The sequence below is a fragment of the Microvirga subterranea genome, assembly GCF_003350535.1.
Taxonomy (GTDB): Bacteria; Pseudomonadota; Alphaproteobacteria; order Rhizobiales; family Beijerinckiaceae; genus Microvirga; species Microvirga subterranea.
In genome coordinates this window covers 500,052-519,753 of record NZ_QQBB01000004.1, presented here as the reverse complement: position 1 = coordinate 519,753, position 19,702 = coordinate 500,052, and the positions used below count along the sequence as shown (strand labels likewise).

Genomic DNA, 19,702 nt, shown 5'->3' with positions numbered 1-19,702 from the left:
TGGAGGGCTTCATCCAGACCGGCGAGCGCACCGTGCTGTCCTACCTCACCAAACCCCTCACAGACCACCTCGCAAAAGCCTTCCGCGAAGAATGAGGAACGGGTGACCAAATGGAAAGCGGGGCGACAAGCGCCCCGCTTCGTCTGGCTATAGTGGGATGAGGCGCGTGGTCACTCGCCTCCGCTCATGGCGGAGCGGATCACGTTGTCGGCCGCAAGATCGCCTGGCGCATAGCCCAGAAGCTCCGCCAGCCGGGTGCGCGCGCGATTGACGCGGCTCTTGATGGTGCCGACGGCCGTGCCGCAGATCGCGGCGGTTTCCTCGTACGAGAGGCCTTCGGCGCCTACGAGGAGAAGAGCCTCGCGCTGCTCGGGGACAAGCCGCTCGAGAGCTGCCCGAAGATCCTGAACGTGGAGGTTGTCCATCTGATCCGGAACGGTCTTGAGCTGTGCCGCATAGCTTCCGTCGCTGTCCTCGACCTCGCGGGCGCGCTTGCGGTGCTCCGAGAAGAACGAGTTGCGCAGGATCGTGAACAGCCACGCATTGAGATTGGTGCCCGGCTGAAAGCTTTCGCGCTTGCTCCAAGCCCTCAAGACGGTGTCCTGCACCAGGTCGTCCGCCCGGTGGGAATTCCCGGTCAGCGAGAGCGCGAAGGCGCGCAGATTGGGGAGCGCTTTCAGTATGCCGTCGCGAAAGGCCGGCTCGACCGATTCGCCTTTGGCCGCGAGGGCCTTTTCGAGCTGTTCGACGAGTTCGCGCAGCCGATCAGGCAGATGCTGGGTCCCGGCTTCGTCGTAAAGGGTCTTCAGATGCTTTCCCAGGTGGACCCGGATGTCGGGGCCAAGCTTCGGCTGTTGTGAATCTGTCGCAGGAAAGAGCATCGATGCGGTGTGATTTGACATGGCATCCGCAGGTTGGGGAGGTTGAAGGCAACAATTCTCAACGCCTTCCCCAACGCATTGGTTCCGATCAAACTGCATTCGGACCGAGCAGGCTCGGCTTCAGGGTCGAAGGACTCCTAATATTCCCACTCGGCCCCGACACCGACCGCCGTATCGCCGCTCGCGCCGACCTCGCCCTGAATCCGGATCCGCCGCGTCACATCGATGTCGACGGAGACGCCGCTCTGCTCCGTGGAGGCGCCGGCCTTCACGCCGACGCTGATCCGGTCACTGATGGCTCTCGAGATGCCGACCGTGGGGCCGCCTTCGGCCCCCAGGGAGATGTCGAGGCCTTCGACCCCGAGGGAGCGGCGCAGGCTTTCGAACACTCCGTCTTCGCCGCTGCCGGAGAACTGCGCTGCGACCTGGGCGAGTTGAAGCGCCTGCGTCGGCGAAAGGCCGCCAGACGCCTTGGCGAACAGGAGCCGCGAAAGCACCTCGTCCTGCGGAAGGTCCGGATCGGACGTGAACGCGAATTGAGGCTCGCGGGCAGACCCGGTCACGCCAATCCGCGCGGTGACGTCGCCTGCGCGAGTCTCTGCGAGGAAATCGAGTTCCGGCGTGAGGTCGCCCGCAAAGGTGAGGCGTCCGCGGGTGAAGTCGAGCCGGGTGCCGGCCACCGACAATCGTCCGCGACGCAGGTCGAAGGCGCCGATCGCAACAGGGTTGGAAAGCGTTCCGGTCAGCTGCAGGTCGCCGCCGAGCTCCGCGTCGATGCCGCGCCCGCGCACGAAGATCCGGTTCGGCGCCTCGATCGTCAGATCGAGCTTCGCGTCGAACGGCGGCGCGCGACCGGCGCTTGCCCGGATGCGGGCGAGTTGGGCAAGCCGCGCCCTGACGATGGGGGGCGGGCTGACGTGCTTCGTGCCTTCGATAGGACGGATCGTGGCCGGAAGCCGTTCAGGCACGGTAACGTCCATGGAGACGATCCTCACGATGCCGCTGATCCGGGGATCGCGGGCGAGAGGGCCCGATAGAGCGAGATCAAGGTTGGCGCTCGTGGTGACGATTTCGTTGGAGACAAGCTCGGCCCGCTGACTGGTGATCCTGACGTCGCCCGGAAAGCCTGCCGCCGGATCGAGCACGACCCTTCCACTCACATTGACGCTGCCGCCGTTACGCGTAGTCGCCGAGAGACGCTCGATGGCGATGTCGGTGCCGCGTGCCACCAACCGACCTTGGATGTTCTCGAACCGAATGCCTTGGAGGAGGTCGCGGAAGCTCCCTCCGGACACGGTCAGTGAACCGCTCACGTCCGGATCGGAAACGGTGCCGCCGATCCGGAGATCGACGGATGCGCTGCCTGTGACCTGTCGTCCCGCGGCGGACAGGAAGCTGTTCGCAATGCCGAGGTCGAGGCGCCCCTGGGCGGAGAGGTCGAGACTGCCTGAAGCTCCAACAGGCACGCGCCCGCTGACGCGCAATGTGCCTGCCCGTCCGGCATTGACGGTCCCGTCGATCGTGCTGGCGCCGTTTCCAAGACGTCCCTGTGCGGAAATGTCGAGAGGCGGGGCTCCGATGTCGCGGGTCTGCGGCACGACGAGACGCGCGATGCGCAGGCGCCAATCTCCGGTTGGAGCACTCGCGGTTCCGCCGATCTGGGCGGTCGCATCCAGCGTTCCGCCGAGCCTCATACCAGGGGCGAAAATCTCGATCGCGGAGAGTGGCACGGCCTGAGCCGAGACCCGCAGGTCGAGTGCGGACCCTGCACGGCCGTCGATGCTGATCGTCCCTCTCTCGACGGCGATCACGAGCTGGCGCAGGCCGATCTCGCCATTCGAGAACGTCAGCGTTGCGGGTTGAGCGAGTGCGATCTGGCGTCGATCGCGGCGGGCCGTGAATGTCGTCAGGTCGAAGCGGATCGGTGTTTCAGGAACGAGGCGGCCTCTGGCATCCAGGTCGAAGCCGCGAGCGCGGGCCGACAATGTAATGTCGCTGGCATTCGCCGTTCCGTTGGCGTCGAGGCGGATCTGCGAGAACGTCTCGCCACCGGCTGTCGCACGGTCGATCGAGATCGCTGCGTTGATGACGGGCCTGGCATAGACATCCATTGCCGATGCCTGCGCACTGAGCCGTTCAATGGCGATCTCCGAAAACCGGAGCCGTCCACCTTGAGCCTCCAGGCGCACGTTCTGCCGGCCATCGCTCGCCTCGAGCGCCAAGTCGGCGTTCAAATCGCCCGAGAGCCGAGTCAGGACCAGGGGAGACAGGTCGTCGAGGTTCGGCGCGTTGACCCTGATGCGGCCGGCCGCGAGATTGGCCGCGTCGAGAGTGGCGCTGCCGTTGATCATGGCGGATCCGACGGTCAGGTTCAGATCGCTTAGAGCCCAACCACCTTCAGGGCGCTTCGACAGATGAACCATGCCGTCCGCCGGCTTCCTGTCCACGTCACCCGAGAGCTTCAGGCGCGCATCGAGAAGGCCTGTCAGATCGGTTGCCGTTCCCGTCAGTTCCAGGCGCGAGATCGGGCGTCCCAAGGCGGTTGCATTCTGAAGGGTCGCCCGGAGCGTCGCATTGGGTTGATCGAGGGTTCCCGCAAGCTGTGCGACGATCTCGCCTTGGCCCGTGAGGCGCGCATCCGCCCGCCGAAGGTCCGGCAGGTTGACATTGGCGGTCATCGATAGCGTGTTGGGTGTCGCATCGCCATCCAGGCGCGCGGTGACGTGCGCGCCGGCGATGCGCAGATCCTGGAAGCCCACGCCGCCGTTCGGCAGCATGCGTGCGCCACCGGTAAGGGTCAGGCGGCCTCCGGCGAGGCTATCGACGATCTCGATTCCAGTGGCGAAACGCGACGCGGTTCCGTCGATCGTTGCAGAGACCGGGCCCTTCGAGAGCAGTCCGCGGACCTGGGCTCTCAGGTCGAGAGCGCCCCGCAGGCTGAGTGATGCGACATCTCCGAAACGGGACAGCTCCGGCGCGCGGACGACCAGCCTGCCGGTGGAGTTCTCCCCGCCGAGTTGCCCGGTATAGGAGGCGTTCATCGAGGGAGTGGCGAGACGGGCGGTCTCGATGTCCACAATGCCGTCGGGAGCGGCGGACCCGCGCAACGTCAGGGTCAGTTCATTGCCGACGGCACGGGCGAGGGCGGGGTCCGTCAGGGCGACATTGCTCGCCTTGGCATCAGCCACGAGGGCGATCCGCGTTGCCGGCTCGCTCAGAAGACCGTTGGGATTGGCCGAGAAGGACGCCGTGAGGGAGCCCAGCCTGCCTGCCGGAAGACGTACGTCCTGGGCCTGGAGATCGCCTGCAATGCGCGGACCAGTAAGGGGCCCTGCCACGGTACCGTCGAATGCGAGGGTGCGGATTTCGGCAGCTCCGGCAATCGTCTTGCCCGGTTCCGTCGGAACCGCGCGCGCCGAAAGGCGGAGATCGATGTTGCGATCAGCCGAAAGCGAGCCAGATGCATCGAGCCGCGCGGTACGGGACGCAATGGAGAGCTGCGAGATGTTCACCGCTCCGCCATCGGCGAAGGTCGTGTCGGCAGTAAGCTGGGTGTTGCCTGCGAAGACCGGGGCAACGACCGACGGGAGGAGACCCTCGATACGCGCATTCAGGTCGAGGACGAGACGCCTGACATTCCCATCGCGGCGCAGGTTGGCGCCGCCGGTTGCGCCGATCGTGTCTCCCGCCGTGAAGGCGAGCTGAGCCGCAAAGGCATCGAGGGGGCCGCTGCCTTTGAGATCCAGTTTCACGGGCGGCAGGCCGGGAATGTTCGCGGCCCGTGCCAGAATGCCGCCTTCGGGTTCGTCCAGAGCGAAGTTCAGGTCGAGCCGTTCCGACGCATAGGCCAGCCGGGCCGCGAAGGTTCCGGGAGCATCGAGGCGACGTGCATCCAGCTTCAGATTGAGCCCTTCGGCCGGATTGCCGAGGGAGGCCGCTCCGGAGGCGGCAAGCCTTGCCTCTACGCCCAGAAGGGGCTGGCCGAGGGCGAGTTCCTGAAGGGAGAAATCGGCGATCTGCACCTTGACCGGGAGTTCCGGAAGGAGAGGGGCGTCGGCATTCGGAACGGTCTCGTCGGCCGGAATTGGCCTGCGCAGGATTTCAAGCTTTCCGATTTCGAGCTTGTCGACCTCGAGCCGGCGGGAAAGAAGGGCCAGGCGGCGCCACACGAAGCGGGCGCGGTCGAGCCTGAACCACACCCCGTTCCGATCGGAGATCGTGATGTCCCGAATGGTTGCATCGGACGAGAGGGCGCCTTCGACGGCCCCGATCGAGACGCGGGTCGTCGGAGTCGACAGGGCCCGCGAGATCAGGCCCGCGAGAAATCCTCTGTCGGCTTCGTCGCTTCGCGTTCCCAGCGTCAGGGTGAACAGGATCACTCCCGCGAGGAGGAGAAGAAGGACGGCCGGGATCAGGGAGCGTCGCAGGAGGGTCATCAGAAGGCCTGTCCTATGCTGACGTAGAGGGCAACCGGCTTGTCGCCCGGCCTCCCATTGAGCGGTGCGGCGATATCGAGACGGATGGGGCCGATGGCCGTATAGTAGCGCAGGCCAAGGCCCGCGGACATGTACACCTTCTCCTTGAAGTCGGGATAGCTCGACTCGAAGGCTCCGCCGGCATCGAAGAACGGTACGATGCCGATCGTATCGGTAATCTTGATACGAGCCTCCACCGAGGCCTCGAGGAGCGAGCGTCCCCCGACGACCCAGCCGAAGGGACCCGTGGGACCGAGGCTCCGATACCGGTAGCCACGCACAGAGCCTCCGCCGCCCGCGAAGAACCGGAAGTTCGCAGGAATATCCTCGAGGTCGGCGCCGGCGATCGAGCCGAGGCCGATCCGGCCGGCCAGGATGTAGCGGGCGTCCTCGTCGAGCGCGTAGTACGTCGATGCCGTCGCCTTGCTCACGACCATTCCGACGGTCGAGCCGAGGAACTCCGGATAGGGAGCGACCGAGGCGTTGAGGCGCACGCCCCGTGTCGGATCGAGCGGTCTGTCGGTGGAGTCGTAGGTCAGAGAAACGGGCGTTCCGACGACGAGGTAATCGACTTGGCCGAGGACGTCGCTCGTCTGGCCGCGCTGCACCTGAACGCCGGCCTGCGCGGAGAACGTGCTGCTGAACCTGTGGCGAATGAAGGTCGTACCGTCGACGAAGCGGCTCGTATAGCCGCCGTATCGGTCACCACCGGTCCTGTCGCGCTCGACAAGGCCGTCGATCAGCAGGTCGTTGCGGGTTCCTCCCAGTGCGGGCTTGAGGAAGCTCGCCCGGAAGCGTCCGCCGAGGTCGGACCATTCGAGATCGTCGACGCTCTTGATGTGCGTGCCGTCGTTGCGAGGCGCGAGGAAGAGATCGGCCTCCAGGCGCAGTCGCTCCGCGCCGCCGAAAAGGTTGCGGTGCTCCCAATAGCCCCGAATGGCGGGACCATCGATAGTCGAATAACGGGCGGAGAAGCCGACGACCCGTGGCAGCCTCTCGGTCACCTCGACGAAGATCGGCAGGCGCCCGTAGGCGTCGAGGGCCGCGGCCTCCCGGATGCGGACGGAACTGAGCGCCTGGATCGTCGCCACGGACTTGCGGGTGTCCGCCAGGGCTTCCGGCGAGTAAGGGTCCCCGGGTTCGAGGTAGATGAAGGACCTGACCACAGCAGGATCGACGTTCTGGGTTCCCGACACGGTGATGTCGCCGATGGGAGCGACGGGCCCTGGATCGAGGACGTAGGACACGTCCATCAGCCGCGCGGGGTGGAACACCACGGGGTCGATGGAGACCGCTTTTGCGAGCGGCCGGGACTGGGAGCGGAAGTGGTCCACCATCCTGGCTTGAGCCGCGCGCAGGTCGGCGGCCCGCGCCGGATCGCCCGCTTCCAGCTTCACGACCCTTCGCGGCAGTTCCTGAGGCAGGAAGGGACGGCGGGTCCTGGCATCGCTGACCGCGATGTTGCGCAACTCAAAGAGCGGACCCGTGTCGACCTGAGCCTGGACCGGCACGACGGCTCTGTTGCGGTAGGTCTCGGCGGTACGGATCGCAGCGTTCGGATCGCTATCGATCCGCAGGATAGTGCCGCCGATATTGAAGGTCAGTGTTGCGTTATAATATCCTAAACCCCAGAGGGCGTCGAGAAGCGGGCCGAAATCGGCTTGGGCCCGGCGCACCAGTGCATCGCCGTCGAGAGGAGCATCGCCACGCAGCCTGTAAAGCGTCGAAGCGGTTTCCAGAGCCTGCTGAACGGCCTTGCGGTCCCCGGCGATTTCGAATGTCAGGGAATATGGGACAGTACTCGACGAAATCGGAGGAGGATTATCCTTTGTGCCGAAAAGGCCGAAGAAATCGAAGGCGCGCGCGTCTCCACCCGCAATGCCGCTGATGCAAAGAAGGCAGGAGGAGAGGAGGATGGCTTTGCGCCAGGGCGATAACGGCATTCGGTGCTCCGGATGCCCCTAACAGAGGCATCAATACGGAAATTTTGTGATTGTGGCGAACGACGCGGGTCTATTGTGGTGGAAGGGAAGGATTGTTCAACAAGCGTGTCGTTGCTGCATCGTTTAGGGTTAATAGAGTTGCGATGAATGGGGGGCCGTTCGACTTCGCCTCGGGCTGCCATTGCGAAGGGGCTTAGGAAGCGTTAGCAAAATTCCTGTGCGGGAGACCAGCCTTGGATTGGGACAAGATCAGATTATTCTACGAGGTGGCCGAGGCGGGAAGTTTCACGCGCGCGGGCGAGCATCTCGGCTTGAACCAATCGTCCGTCAGCCGTCACATCAGCGCCCTCGAGCGCGAACTCAAGGTACCTTTGTTCCATCGGCACGCCCGCGGCCTTATCCTCACGGAGCATGGGGACATCCTTTTCCGGACGGCGCAGGACATGCTCCGGCGGATCGAGACGACGCGCAGCCAACTCGTCGAGACGAACGAGCTGCCGACCGGAAACCTGAAGGTAACGGCGACCGTCGGCATCGGGGCGATGTGGCTCGCACGGCGCGTTTCCGAATTTCTCAACCTCTATCCCGAGGTGCGAATCCAGCTCATCGTCACGAACGAGGAGTTGGATCTCGCCATGCGGGAGGCGGACGTCGCCATCCGTCTGCGACGCCCGTCCCAGCCGGATCTGATCCAACGGCGCCTCTTCACGGTGCATTACAACGCCTATGCGGCGCATTCCTACGTCGAGCGGTTCGGCGAACCCACAAGCCTGGAGGATCTCGACAACCACCGGATCGTCTGCCTGGGAGGCAATCAGCCATCCTTCATCCTGGCCGTTCACCAACTCGCCACGATGGGGCGGGACCCAAAGGATCCGCGTCCTAGGCACTTCGTCGTCAATGATAGCCTCGCCCTCAGGATGGCGATCGAATCCGGTGCCGGGATCGGAATGGCGCCAGCCTATTCCATGGAAGGCAATCCGAACGTGACCCAGGTGCTGCGGGACGTCGAGACGCCCTCGCTGGACAGCTACATGGTCTATCCGGAAGAGCTGCGCTCCGTGGCCCGGGTTCAGGTTTTCCGGGATTTCCTAATTTCGAAGGCCCAGCGCTGGGCCCATTAGTCCGGGCGGACACGAAATCTTGTAGAGCCCCTCCTTTGCCGTTCGATGCGCGGCCCGGTAAACCGATAGAGCTACGGGCCAGATCGCGGTCGAGCGGACCAGGATGACCACATGAGGCCCGTCAGGACGAGGTGAACGTGCGCGTGCGGGAGATCAGGCTGGCCTCGGGCTTGGTGCTGGGAGCCTTTCTCCTGATGCACTTCAGCAATCACGCCCTCGGGCTGGTTTCCGTCAGCGCTATGGAGCAGGGGCGCCAGTGGTTCAACCTCGTCTGGCGCAACCCTTTCGGAACGGTCCTGCTGTACGGCTCGCTGATCGTGCATTTCCTGTTGGCTCTCGTAGCGCTTTTCAGGCGTCGCACCTTGAGGATGCCCTGGCGGGAGGCCGCGCAGCTGGCGTTCGGCCTTTCTCTTCCGTTCCTTCTCATCCCGCATGTCGTCGGGACGCGGATCGAATTCTCGCTCACGGGGCGTGCAGTCGGCTATCCCGACGTGGTTCGCGGGCTTTGGATCATGGCTCCCGAGAACGGCGCCAGACAGGCCTTCGCCCTCATCATCGCTTGGCTTCACGCCTGCCTCGGCCTTCATTTCTGGCTGCGAACGAAGCAGTGGTTCCCGGCATGGTCTCTGGCGCTCTACACGGGAGCGGTCCTCGTACCCGTGCTGGCCCTCCTCGGATTCGCAGAGGCCGGCAAGGAAATCGCATCGAATCCGGAAGCGTTTCCGCTCAGGGCGGAAACATCCTCAGGCAGTGACGCGCTTGGCGAGATCCGCGCCTTCCTGTTCGGGTCCTTCGCGCTTCTGATCGGAGGTGCTTTCACGGCACGAGGAGTACGCTCCTATCGGACCATGGCAAGGCGCGTCCGCATCACCTATCCGGGCGGTCGGGTGGTGACCATCCCGAAAGGCTTCAGCGTGCTGGAGGGAAGCCGCATGGCCGGTCTTCCGCATCAGTCCGCCTGCGGGGGCCGTGGGCGCTGCTCGACCTGCCGTGTTCGGGTCATCGAGGGAGGCGAGGCGCAACCGGCTCCGACTGCACAGGAGGTCGCGACCCTCAAACGGATCAATGCCGGTCCGGATATAAGGCTCGCCTGCCAGCTGAGGCCGACGCACGATCTCTCCCTGATTCCTGTTCTGTCAGTCGGGCGGGCAAGGTCCATGAGCCTTGTCATCGGCGGCTCGGCCTCCGGAGGCCGCGAGCGGGAGCTCGCAGTCCTGTTCTGCGATCTGCGCGACTTTACGCGCCTGTCGGAGCACCGCCTTCCGTTCGATACCGTGTTCATCCTGAACCGCTATTTCGAAGTCGTCGGCCAGGCGGTCGAGAGATCAGGCGGTTTCCTCGACAAGTTCATCGGCGACGGCGCGCTCGCATTGTTCGGGCTCACGGGAAATGCGGAGGATGCATCGCGCCAAGCGTTCGACGCAGCACAGAGGATCGTCGAAGGCGTCGAACATCTCAACAGAGTCTATGCCAGCGAGCTCGATCAGCCGCTGCGGGTCGTCGTCAGCCTTCATGCAGGACCCGCAGTGGTGGGAGAAATGGGCTATGGACAGGCCGTGGGCCTGACGGCCGTCGGCGACACCCTGAATGCGGCCAGCCGTCTGGAGGGTTTGGCGAAGGAGATAGGGGCCGAACTCGTCATCTCGGTCGAACTGGCACGCCGGGCCGGCCTCGAATTGGCTGCACATGAAAGGCAGGTCGTGGCCGTGAGGGGAAGGGCCGCGCCCATCGAGGCGTGGATCGTCTATCAGGCGCGAGATTTGGCACGGGCTTCAGGCAAGGCCTGACCTCCGTTCTTCGCGACGGGAACATTCCCGAACGCTCTCCGGTTCTCTCGACACGCAGCGGAGCAATTGGAGCGGCACGATGGAAATCATGGCTCGCCTTGGATATGGAGCACGGGGCATCGTGTACTGTCTCGTGGGAGGTCTCGCGCTCCTCGCGGCCTTCGGCTCCGGCGGGCAGACCGGCGGCAGCAAAAGCGCTCTCCAGAGTCTTCTGTCGCAGCCATTCGGCAAGGTCTGGCTCTCGGCCATCGCCTTGGGGCTTTTCGGCTTCGCAGCCTGGCGGATCGTGGAAGCTCTGACCGATGCGGATCATCGCGGGACGGAATGGAAGGCGCTCGGCGTGAGGGCTGCGCATCTCGTCAGCGGCGGCATCTATGCCAGTCTTGCGCTCTTCGCAGTCAATCTCGCCCTCGGCTCGGGCGGAGGCGGCGGTGAGGACCAGGCGGCCCAAAGCTGGACCGCGTGGCTTCTGTCGCAACCCTTCGGTCAATGGCTCGTCGGGCTGATCGGCGCCGGCATTGCCGCAACGGGCATAGGCTTTGCCTGGAAAGGCTGGAAGGGGGATGTGATGGATCACCTTGCCCTTCCATCAGGGACCGACGGGTGGGTTCGACCCCTCGGAAGGCTCGGCTACGCGGCGCGCGGAGTCGTCTTCTGCCTCGTCGGCATCTTCCTGATCCTGGCTGCCCTGCACAGCAATTCTTCCGAGGTGCGTGGCCTCGGGGGCGCCCTCCAGAGCGTCCAGGCCCAGCCTTTCGGGTGGCTTCTTCTCGGCATCGTTGCGGCCGGTCTCTTCGCCTTCGGCGTGTTCGGTCTCGTTCAGGCGCGCTACCGGCATCTCGACGCTCCGGACCTGAACGATGCCAGGAATGCGGTCGCGGACGGGATGCAGGCGCTGAAGCCCGGACGCTGAGCACGGGCCTCGTCCTCTAATCCCTAGAGATAGGCGATCATCCGGCCGGCGAAGAGGACGAGGATCCAGGCGAAAAGGGAAACCAGTGCATAGGCCCGCGCATCCGGCGGCAGCGAATCTTTTCGGAGAGCGGAGCCGAAGCGGGCATGAAAGAGCGCAACGTTCATGAGCCCTAGGGCAATCAACGCGAGCTTTGCGTAGAAGGCAGGGTTGGTTCCGAGGGAGCGGGCCTCTACGGCAAGCAGGATCGTTCCGGTCGGGATCTGCAAGGCAAGACCCGCAGCCGCAAGCGGAATGGCGAAGCGGCCGACCTGCCATGCCTGACGCCCATGGTCCGCCAGGACCTTCAGGTCGAAGACCGCGATGCTTCCGACCACGAATGCGGAGCCGAGCACGTGCAGCAGATTGGCGATCGTGAACAGCCACGCCGAATGACGGGCCGTGTGGCCCAGCCAGGATTGCTCAAGCGCCGCCAGCAGGTCGAGATACATCGCCGGTCAGCGCAGCTCGAATGTCCTGCCGCCTGCGATGATCCGCTCTGCCCGCAGCTCATTCTCGACCCGGGTGGACGGATAGCCCTCGAGCGTGACGGTCGTGCCCGCCTTGATCATCTCCGGGTCGAGGCCGCGGGCATCCATGCGGAAGGGCGGGGCGAGAACGGCCTCCCAGGCCTTACCTTCGTGAACCACGACGATCATCACATGAGGATTCTGCCATTCGACCTTCTGTACGGCGCTGGTCACCGACAGCTTCCTGCCGGCGTCATAGCTGCCCCAGCCATGATGAGCGAGCGCGCCGCCGCCGAGAAGCAGCGCACCGGAGAGAAAGAGGCCCATCAGACGATATCTCATGCGGTCCATCCTTGCTTTCGCTCAGGAAAGCGAGCGGACCAACCGTCCGGCCCGCCGCCTGCCCTTGACATTAAAGTTCACGCTCCAAGGTGAGCACAAGACGGAGCTGCCTCACGAGAGATCACATCTGAGGGATCGACCATGACCTCGCCCATCGTCATCACTGTCGCGATCACCGGCTCCGTTCCTCGCAAGAAGGACAATCCGGCTGTTCCGATCACGCCGTCCGAGCAGATCGAGTCCACGCAGCAGGCCTATGAGGCCGGGGCCAGCCTGGTGCATATCCATGTCCGCAACGATGACGAGACGCCTTCGTCGGATCCTGAGCGCTTCGCCCAGGTCCAGGAGGGCATCCGGCGCCATTGCCCCGGGATGGTCATCCAGTTCTCGACGGGGGGACGCGGGCGCGATCCGTCCCAGCGGGGAAGCGCACTCTATCTCAAGCCTGATATGGCCTCTCTGTCGACCGGCTCGGTCAATTTCCCGACGATCGTGTACGAGAACCACACCAGCTTCGTGGAGGGGCTTGCCGGCACGATGAAGCAGCACGGGATCCGACCCGAAATCGAGATCTTCGACCTGTCTCATCTCCATGGCGCACGGCATCTGATCGCACGCGGCCTGATGGACGAACGACCGCACGTTCAGTTCGTCATGGGCGTGCAGAACGCTCTGCCGGCGGAGGAGCATCTTCTTGATATTCTCCTCGGAGAACTTCGACGGGTCATGCCGGAGGCGACCTGGACTGCCGCCGGGATCGGGCGGCATCAGTCGCGGGTGATGGAATGGGCGCTGGCCCGTGGCGCCGACGCGGTGCGGACCGGCATCGAGGACAATATCAGGGTGACGAAGGAGCGCCTGGCCACGAGTAATGCCGAACTGGTCGAGCTCGCCGTGCTGGCGATTGAGCGTCACGGACGACGCGCCGCCACACCCGAAGAGGCTCGCCGTCTTCTCGGGCTTGCGCCTGCTGCCGCTGCCTCACGAGCGACCTGAGGGAACCTTGAGGTCGATGATCGGGCCTTTCGGCACGATTCCGGTCGGATTGATCATGCGATGGCTCTCATAGTAGTGCCCTTTGATATGCTGCATGTTGACCGTCTCGGCGATGCCCGGGACCTGATAGAGGTCGCGCAGATACCCGGATAGGTTCGGATAATCCGCGATCCGCCGCAGATTGCATTTGAAATGCCCGACATAGACCGGATCGAACCGCACGAGGGTCGTGAAGAGGCGCCAGTCCGCTTCCGTCTGCCGCTCGCCCGCGAGATAGCGCTGCGATCCTAGAAGATGGTCGAGCCAGTCGAGGCTTTCGAAGAGCGACGTAACGGCCTCCTCGTACGCCTCCTGCCGGGTCGCGAACCCGGCCTTGTAGACCCCGTTGTTGACGGTGTCGTAGATGCGCGCATTGAGCCGGTCGATCTCGTCTCTCAGGTCCTCGGGATAATAGTCGCCGGCTTTCGCGCCGACTTCGTCGAAGGCCCGGTTGAACATCCGAATGATTTCCGACGATTCATTGTTGACGATGGTGGCGCGCTCCCTGTCCCACAGCACCGGAACCGTGACCTTGCCCGTATAAGTCGGGTCGGCAGCAGTGTAGACCTGATACAGGCAGCGGGCATCGTGGATCGGGTCGGGAATGACGCCGGGCGCTTCTTCAAAGGTCCAGCCGTTCTCCAGCATCAGCCAGTTCACCACCGAGACGCTGACCATATCCTCCAGACCCTTCAGGCTGCGAAAGATAAGAGTTCGGTGGGCCCAGGGGCAGGCCAGCGACACATAAAGGTGGTAGCGGCCCGGCTCCGCCTTGAACCCGCCGGCTCCGGTTGGTCCAGGCGATCCGTCCGTCGTGATCCAGTTGCGGAATGCGGAATCCTTGCGGACAAAGCGTCCGTCGCGGCTCTTCGGCACGATGGGCTGATCCTGCCAGACACCTTCGACGAGGGCTCCCATGATTGCCTCCTGTTCTGCGGGGCGGTTGTGCTCTCATCCATGGCATCGCCACCGCCGCCTTGCTGGTCCCGTGTCATCAACCTAGGGCCATGACGGCTGCAAGTCAGCCATCTGCCTGCGAGGGCGCGCATCTCGACAGCCGCGAGGCTTGCGACGGATAGCCGGATGGTGGACAAGGAGAGCACTCCCCGGCGACAGATGAGACCCTGATGACGTTTACGGCCAAGATCCTCCTCCTCGGATCCGGCGAACTCGGCAAGGAGTTCGCGATTTCTTCCAAGCGCTACGGCTGCTATGTCGTCGCCTGTGACAACTATGCGCATGCGCCGGCGATGCAGGTCTCCGACGAGGCGGAGATCTTCTCCATGCTTGACCCTGAGGCCCTGCGGGAGGTGATCGAAAGGCACCGTCCGGACTACATCGTCCCAGAAGTCGAAGCGATCCGGACGGAAGTGCTGCAGGAATTCGAGGACAAGGGCTTCATGGTCGTGCCGTCCGCCCGGGCTACCTACATGACCATGAACCGGGATCGGATCCGCGAGGTCGCCGCATCCGAACTGGGGCTCCGCACATCGAAATACCGGTATGCCGAAAGCCTGGAGGAGGTTCGCGCCGCCGCGGCACATACGGGGCTTCCCTGCGTGATCAAGCCTGTCATGTCATCTTCGGGCAAGGGACAGAGCAACGCCCATTCCAACGAGGATCTGGAGAAGTGCTGGACCTACGCGGTCGAGAACATGCGCGGCGATCGCAAGAAGGTCATCGTCGAGGAGTTCATTCGCTTCGACTACGAGATCACCCTCTTGACGGTCCGCACGCGAGAGGGTGTCAAGTTCTGCGAACCGATCGGTCATCGACAGGAGCGTGGCGACTACCAGGAATCCTGGCAGCCAACGCCTATGACCGACAAGCTTCTCGTCGAAGCGAAGGATATGGCCGAGAAGGTCGTCGACAACCTCGGCGGCTACGGCATCTTCGGAGTCGAATTCTTCGTCACCAAGGACGAGGTCATCTTCTCCGAACTCTCCCCTCGTCCTCACGACACCGGCATGGTTACGCTGATCTCGCAGAACCTTTCCGAGTTCGATCTCCATGCGCGGGCCATCCTCGGTCTCCCGATTCCGGCCATCAGGCTCCACGGTCCATCGGCATCCGCCGTGGTTCTCGCAGACCGCGCGTCCGAGCGCTTCTCCATCGAGGGGCTTGCGGAGGCGCTCCGGCAGGGCGCGGAGGGCGGCGAGATCGATGTGCGCGTCTTCGGAAAGCCGACGACCCGTCCCTACCGGCGGATGGGAGTGGCCTTGGCAACGGCGGAGACGACCGATCTCGCCCGCGAACATGCCCGCCGGGCTGCGGAGTGCATCACGATCCGGTATCAGGACTGACCGTTCATATAGGCGTGGCGGGCGGATGCGCGTCCTCGTCTATTCTGCCAGTCCGAATCAACGACAGGTGAGCCCAATGGCATCGTTCTTCAAGGATCTGTGGTCGCGTCTCGGCGGCAGTGGCGAAGCGAAACGCGAATCCGAAGCCGTGGCAGAGGCCGTGGAATATAAAGGCTTCCGAATTCGCCCGGCGCCTTACCCCTCCAAGGGGCAGTTCCAGACGGCGGGTGTGATCGAGAAGGATTTCGGCGCCGAGACGAAGGAGCACCGCTTCGTTCGGGCCGAGACCCATGCCAGCAAGGACGATGCCGCAACATTCTCGGTGGCCAAGGCCAGGCAGATCATCGACGAGCAGGGTGACCGCCTCTTCTCGTGATCCGATGCCGGGACGTTACGCGTCGGCATTCACGGTTGCGATTTCGGTCGCGAGCTGCCGGTGCGGATGACCCGCCTTCGAGTCGGCGCGCCGCAGCCGATGACGCAGGCGGAAGCGGTCGGCCCGGTAATAGGCGCGTGAGCATTCCAGCGCCTCGCCGCTGTCCGAGTAGATGATCCGCTCCACGAGGATGAGCGGGTGCCCGACCGCGACATGGAGCATGTCGGCCCGGAACCCGTCGGCGACGATGAACTCGATGACCTCATCGGCCTCGACCGCTTCGACATCATAGAGTTTCTCGATGACAGCATAGATCGGCTGCGAGAGGTCCGCCTGCAGGAGCTTCGGTGCGATGCCGGCCGGCACGAACGTCGTGCGGAACGCCACCGGCTGCCCGTCATCCGACAACACCTTCCGGATCTTGTGGACGTTGTCGCCTGCGCGAAGACCGAGCTTCGCGATGATCCAATCCGGTGCCGGAACCGTTTCGGCACTGTAGACGCGGATGCTCCTTGGGTCGGCCGCATCGAAGCCGGAAAGCAGGAAGTGCTCAGGATCCGTCAGAGGCTCAGCAAGCCGGGGCGCAAGGACGAACGTGCCCCGACCCTGCTTCTTCTGAAGGAAGCCCTCGTCCACCAGAGCCGAGATCGCCTGCCGTACGGTGATGCGTGACAGGTCGTAATGGTCACAGAGTTCGCTTTCCGAGGGAATCTTGTCCCCCGGCTGCAGATCGAACGTCACGTAATCCCGCAAGGCATGCTTGAGCTGGAGCCACAGGGGTGTGCTGCCGGTCCCTCTGAGGGGGTGAAGCTGGGGGCCTGTATCTGTCATCGAAGCGCCTTCTCTGGATGCTCCCGGCGGTGATCTCCGCTCGTCTTAGGATGTCTCTATTATCGAGCTTGACACGGAAGGAAAGCCGGACCTAGTCTCAAAACGTCATAAGACGTCATAATAAGCCATCAATCGGAGGAAGCAACCATGTACAAGATCGGTACGTTCTCGACCCGGTTCAGCCGTCGCCTCATGATGCTCGGGGCCGTCTCTGCAACCGCCGCTTTGATGCTCGCCAGCCCGACGGCTCTTGCCCAGAAGGCCCCTAACGGCCCCATCGAGATCACCTCGGGAACGAGCCCCGGCGGCACGCCGGACGTGCTGATGCGTCGCGCGGCGAAGATCCTCAATGAAGAGAAGATCATCACGAACCCGATCGTCGTGCAGAACCGGACCGGCGGTTCGTGGATGGTGGCGGCCAACTGGGTGCTGAACAAGAAGGGCGACGAGAACACGGTGCTCACCATCGCCCAGCCGATCCTGACGACGCCGATCACCACCGGCCAGCCGACGATCTACGACAAGCTCACCCCCATCAGCATGTTCATCCAGGGCGATCTCCTGATCGCCGTGCAGCCCAACTCGCAGGCCAAGAATTTCAAGGAGTTCATCGATCTCGCCAAACAGCGCGAGCGCGGCATCAAGGTCGCGGGCGCCCAGGCCGGATCGACGGACCACATGGTAACCGGCCTGGTCGAGAAGGCTGGTGGCGTGAAGCTGAACTATGTGCCGTTCGATGGTGGCGGCGCTGCCGCATCCGCGTTCCTTGGCGGCAATGTCGACATGATCGTTCTGCCTCCGAGCGAGGCGCTGCCGCTGATCAAGAGCAACAAGGCGAAGGTTCTGGCCGTGCTCAGCGAAAGCCGTCGCACGGAACCCGAATTCAAGGACGTTCCGACCGCAAAGGAGCAGGGCTATGACATCATTTGGGGGCAGTCCTGGGGACTCGCCGGTCCGCCGGACATGGATCCCGCCCTCGTTAAGTTCTGGGATGACGCGATCCAGAAGCTCGTCGCCACCGATGCCTGGAAGGCAATGGTCAAGGAGATGTTCCTGCGCAGCGAGGTAGTGCCGGCAAGCCAGGCCAAGGAGCACATGGCGAAGCTTCATAAGGAGCACCTTGCCCTTCTGTCCGACCTTGGCCTCGCGAAATAAGCCGGGCGCCCGGCCATGAAAACTGCGGATATTCTCAGCGCGGTTGTTATGCTTGTCCTGTCGGGGGTGGTCTTTCTGACCACCCGCGATCTGCCCTACTGGGCGGATTTCGCGCCTGGCTCCGGCTTCGCGCCTCTCTGGGTGGCCATGACGGGCGGTGTCCTTGCGATTGCTCTTCTTGTCGGCGCTCTGCGCCGGCAGGACAACCCTCCGGCCGACTGGCCGGATCGCACCGGGTGGCGGCGCGTGCTCCTGACGGCGGCCGGGCTCTGGGCCGTGATCGTCCTCGCCCCGATCCTGGGGCTGATGTCCACCGCGGTCATCTTCATGCTGTTCCTGCTCCTTGCCGTGGAGCGCCGGCGCCTTTGGCCCAGTCTGTTCACCACCGCCGTCACGACGGCGCTCGTTTACGGCGTCTTCTCCGCCTGGCTCGGCATTGCGTTCCCAAAGGGCGTGATCGGCATCTAACGCCATCAAGGATCAGGTCGAATGATCGATGCACTCGTCTCCTTAGGTCATGGTTTCGGCGTTGCTCTCACGCCGATGAACCTCCTGTTCATCTTCATCGGCGTCTGCTTGGGTCAGCTCATCGGAGCGCTGCCAGGGCTCGGACCGTCCGCCGGCATGGCGCTGCTCCTGCCGATCACCTTCGGCATTCCTCCGGCAACGGCCATCATGATGCTGGCAGGCATTATGTATGGCGGCATGTATGGCGGGACCCTCACTTCCGTTCTCGTCAACGTGCCGGGCGAGGCGGCGAGCGTGATGACAGCAGTCGACGGCCACAAGCTGGCGAAGCAAGGCAGGGCAGGTGCGGCGCTGAGCGTCTCGGCGATTGGGTCGTTTCTGGCGGGCGTTGCGGCCGTCACGGCTCTGGTGTTCGTGACGCCGCCGCTGGCCGAGTTCGCCTTGAGCTTCTCGTCTCCGGAATACTTCCTGCTGGCGGCGCTTGGGATCACCGCGACGGCGAGCATCGGGGCGGGCTCTCCCATCAAGGCGATTCTCATGGCGGTATTCGGGCTCATGATCGCACTGGTCGGCACGGATCCGATCCTCGGGAGTGCCCGCCTCACCTTCGGCATCACGGAGCTCCTCGACGGCATCGATTTCCTTCCCGTTGCAATCGGTATCTTCGGTATCGCCGAGGTGCTGGCGTCGCTTGAGCGAAGCTACGATTCCGAGCCGATCAAGACCCGGCTGCGCGACATGTGGCTCAGCGCGAAGGACTGGACCGAGTGCCGGATCGCCATTCTGCGTGGGGGGACTCTCGGCTTCTTCATCGGGCTGATGCCTGGGGCGGGCCCGACGGTGGCCGCAATTCTTGCCTATGTGACCGAGAAGCGCTTCAGCCGTCATCCGGAACGGTTCGGAAACGGCGCATTGGACGGCGTGGCGGCGGCCGAGTCGGCCAACAACTCGGCCGCGCATGGCGCTCTTATCCCGATGCTGGCGCTGGGCATTCCCGGCTCCGCGTCGACGGCCGTGCTGCTCGCGGCTCTTGTTCTGCAGGGGATCCGGCCGGGCCCCACGCTCCTCGTCGAGCAGGCCGACCTCGTCTGGGGTCTCATCGCCAGCATGTTCATCGGCAATATCATCCTGCTGATCCTGAACTTGCCGCTGGCTCCGGCCTTCGCGTCGCTCCTGCGCATTCCCTACGAGTACCTTGCCCCGGGGATCCTGGTGATTTCGCTGGTGGGCGCCTATGCCACCACGCTCAGCCTCTTCAGCGTCGGCCTGACCCTCTTCTTCGGGATGGTCGGCTACCTGATGATGAAGGCCGATCTCCCGAGAGCGCCGGTGGTGCTCGCCGTGGTTCTGGCTCAGTTGATGGAAACATCCCTACGCCAATCGCTCATGCTCTCCGAGGGCAGTCTTTCCATCTTCGTTCAGCGGCCGCTCTCCGCGATCCTCCTCCTCCTCGTCATCGGGTCCCTGCTGCTCCCTGTCATGAGCATGCTGACCCGACGCCGCGCCGAACGGCGCATGCGCGACGAAACGCCGATCTCCATTGCAACCAAGTAGGATTCC

At 64.0% G+C, this 19,702-nt stretch carries 16 protein-coding genes; 9 read left to right on the top strand and 7 right to left on the bottom strand.

What is annotated here, in order from left to right:
- Positions 1-170 precede the first annotated feature (170 nt).
- The 3 genes from DES45_RS13270 to DES45_RS13260 all read right to left on the bottom strand — a co-directional run bounded on the left by DES45_RS13270 (position 171) and on the right by DES45_RS13260 (position 7,299).
- Positions 171-902, bottom strand: a complete 732-nt coding sequence (locus DES45_RS13270; protein WP_114770462.1) for a NepR family anti-sigma factor — start codon at positions 900-902, stop codon at positions 171-173.
- Between the two features lie 116 nt (positions 903-1,018).
- Complete coding sequence (locus DES45_RS13265) at positions 1,019-5,317, bottom strand: translocation/assembly module TamB domain-containing protein (protein WP_114770461.1); 4,299 nt, start codon at positions 5,315-5,317, stop codon at positions 1,019-1,021.
- Positions 5,317-7,299, bottom strand: coding sequence for an autotransporter assembly complex protein TamA (locus DES45_RS13260; protein WP_114770460.1), 1,983 nt, complete (start codon positions 7,297-7,299; stop codon positions 5,317-5,319). The genes DES45_RS13265 and DES45_RS13260 overlap by 1 nt, the downstream gene beginning before the upstream one ends.
- A 233-nt stretch (positions 7,300-7,532) precedes the next feature.
- Between DES45_RS13260 and DES45_RS13255 the strand changes: the two genes are divergently transcribed.
- From DES45_RS13255 to DES45_RS13245, 3 genes are all read left to right on the top strand, one after another.
- A complete protein-coding gene (locus DES45_RS13255; RefSeq protein ID WP_114770459.1) occupies positions 7,533-8,423 on the top strand; it encodes a LysR family transcriptional regulator in 891 nt (296 codons plus the stop codon).
- A 137-nt stretch (positions 8,424-8,560) separates the two neighbouring features.
- Positions 8,561-10,210 (top strand): adenylate/guanylate cyclase domain-containing protein, encoded by a 1,650-nt coding sequence (locus tag DES45_RS13250; protein WP_342633525.1) that lies wholly within the window; start codon positions 8,561-8,563, stop codon positions 10,208-10,210.
- A gap of 79 nt (positions 10,211-10,289) precedes the next feature.
- A complete protein-coding gene (locus tag DES45_RS13245) occupies positions 10,290-11,123 on the top strand; it encodes a DUF1206 domain-containing protein (protein WP_114770458.1) in 834 nt (277 codons plus the stop codon).
- A gap of 23 nt (positions 11,124-11,146) precedes the next feature.
- Here the strand turns inward: DES45_RS13245 and DES45_RS13240 are convergent, their stop codons facing one another.
- On the bottom strand, positions 11,147-11,614 hold the full coding sequence (locus DES45_RS13240) for a hypothetical protein (protein ID WP_114770457.1): 468 nt from the start codon (positions 11,612-11,614) through the stop codon (positions 11,147-11,149).
- 6 nt (positions 11,615-11,620) lie between these two features.
- On the bottom strand, positions 11,621-11,974 hold the full coding sequence (locus tag DES45_RS13235; RefSeq protein WP_114770510.1) for a DUF6152 family protein: 354 nt from the start codon (positions 11,972-11,974) through the stop codon (positions 11,621-11,623).
- 141 nt (positions 11,975-12,115) lie between these two features.
- Between DES45_RS13235 and DES45_RS13230 the strand changes: the two genes are divergently transcribed.
- On the top strand, positions 12,116-12,970 hold the full coding sequence (locus tag DES45_RS13230; RefSeq protein ID WP_114770456.1) for a 3-oxoadipate:acetyl-CoA acetyltransferase: 855 nt from the start codon (positions 12,116-12,118) through the stop codon (positions 12,968-12,970).
- Here DES45_RS13230 and DES45_RS13225 read toward each other — a convergent pair.
- Complete coding sequence (locus DES45_RS13225) at positions 12,956-13,927, bottom strand: glutathione S-transferase family protein (RefSeq protein ID WP_114770455.1); 972 nt, start codon at positions 13,925-13,927, stop codon at positions 12,956-12,958. The genes DES45_RS13230 and DES45_RS13225 overlap by 15 nt on opposite strands.
- Before the next feature lie 209 nt (positions 13,928-14,136).
- On the opposite strand from DES45_RS13225, the gene purT reads away from it, so the two are divergent.
- Together purT and DES45_RS13215 are read left to right on the top strand one after the other, a co-directional pair.
- Positions 14,137-15,312, top strand: coding sequence for a formate-dependent phosphoribosylglycinamide formyltransferase (purT, locus tag DES45_RS13220; RefSeq protein WP_114770454.1), 1,176 nt, complete (start codon positions 14,137-14,139; stop codon positions 15,310-15,312).
- A gap of 76 nt (positions 15,313-15,388) precedes the next feature.
- Positions 15,389-15,688: an HlyU family transcriptional regulator gene (locus DES45_RS13215; RefSeq protein WP_114770453.1), complete on the top strand. Its 300-nt coding sequence runs from the start codon at positions 15,389-15,391 to the stop codon at positions 15,686-15,688.
- Positions 15,689-15,703: 15 nt separating this feature from the next.
- On the opposite strand, the gene DES45_RS13210 is transcribed toward DES45_RS13215, so the two are convergent.
- A complete protein-coding gene (locus DES45_RS13210; RefSeq protein ID WP_114770452.1) occupies positions 15,704-16,519 on the bottom strand; it encodes a GntR family transcriptional regulator in 816 nt (271 codons plus the stop codon).
- Positions 16,520-16,666: 147 nt separating this feature from the next.
- On the opposite strand from DES45_RS13210, the gene DES45_RS13205 reads away from it, so the two are divergent.
- Genes DES45_RS13205 through DES45_RS13195 form a run of 3 tightly spaced genes read left to right on the top strand, consistent with a single transcriptional unit; the run spans position 16,667 to position 19,696 of the window.
- Positions 16,667-17,674, top strand: coding sequence for a Bug family tripartite tricarboxylate transporter substrate binding protein (locus tag DES45_RS13205; protein WP_114770451.1), 1,008 nt, complete (start codon positions 16,667-16,669; stop codon positions 17,672-17,674).
- Between the two features lie 15 nt (positions 17,675-17,689).
- On the top strand, positions 17,690-18,142 hold the full coding sequence (locus tag DES45_RS13200) for a tripartite tricarboxylate transporter TctB family protein (RefSeq protein WP_114770450.1): 453 nt from the start codon (positions 17,690-17,692) through the stop codon (positions 18,140-18,142).
- Positions 18,143-18,163: 21 nt separating this feature from the next.
- Positions 18,164-19,696, top strand: coding sequence for a tripartite tricarboxylate transporter permease (locus DES45_RS13195; protein ID WP_170151485.1), 1,533 nt, complete (start codon positions 18,164-18,166; stop codon positions 19,694-19,696).
- The last annotated feature ends 6 nt before the right edge of the window (positions 19,697-19,702 follow it).

Bases quoted from the DNA above. Each gene is read 5' to 3' on its own strand.
- DES45_RS13270 (WP_114770462.1), bottom strand. From the start codon at position 902: ATGTCAAATCACACCGCATCGATGCTCTTTCCTGCGACAGATTCACAA.
- DES45_RS13210 (WP_114770452.1), bottom strand. From the start codon at position 16,519: ATGACAGATACAGGCCCCCAGCTTCACCCCCTCAGAGGGACCGGCAGC.
- DES45_RS13195 (WP_170151485.1), top strand. From the start codon at position 18,164: ATGATCGATGCACTCGTCTCCTTAGGTCATGGTTTCGGCGTTGCTCTC.
- DES45_RS13240 (WP_114770457.1), bottom strand. From the start codon at position 11,614: ATGTATCTCGACCTGCTGGCGGCGCTTGAGCAATCCTGGCTGGGCCAC.
- DES45_RS13245 (WP_114770458.1), top strand. From the start codon at position 10,290: ATGGAAATCATGGCTCGCCTTGGATATGGAGCACGGGGCATCGTGTAC.
- DES45_RS13215 (WP_114770453.1), top strand. From the start codon at position 15,389: ATGGCATCGTTCTTCAAGGATCTGTGGTCGCGTCTCGGCGGCAGTGGC.
- purT (WP_114770454.1), top strand. From the start codon at position 14,137: ATGACGTTTACGGCCAAGATCCTCCTCCTCGGATCCGGCGAACTCGGC.
- DES45_RS13200 (WP_114770450.1), top strand. From the start codon at position 17,690: ATGAAAACTGCGGATATTCTCAGCGCGGTTGTTATGCTTGTCCTGTCG.
- DES45_RS13205 (WP_114770451.1), top strand. From the start codon at position 16,667: ATGTACAAGATCGGTACGTTCTCGACCCGGTTCAGCCGTCGCCTCATG.
- DES45_RS13225 (WP_114770455.1), bottom strand. From the start codon at position 13,927: ATGGGAGCCCTCGTCGAAGGTGTCTGGCAGGATCAGCCCATCGTGCCG.
- DES45_RS13230 (WP_114770456.1), top strand. From the start codon at position 12,116: ATGACCTCGCCCATCGTCATCACTGTCGCGATCACCGGCTCCGTTCCT.
- DES45_RS13260 (WP_114770460.1), bottom strand. From the start codon at position 7,299: ATGCCGTTATCGCCCTGGCGCAAAGCCATCCTCCTCTCCTCCTGCCTT.
- DES45_RS13235 (WP_114770510.1), bottom strand. From the start codon at position 11,974: ATGAGATATCGTCTGATGGGCCTCTTTCTCTCCGGTGCGCTGCTTCTC.
- DES45_RS13265 (WP_114770461.1), bottom strand. From the start codon at position 5,317: ATGACCCTCCTGCGACGCTCCCTGATCCCGGCCGTCCTTCTTCTCCTC.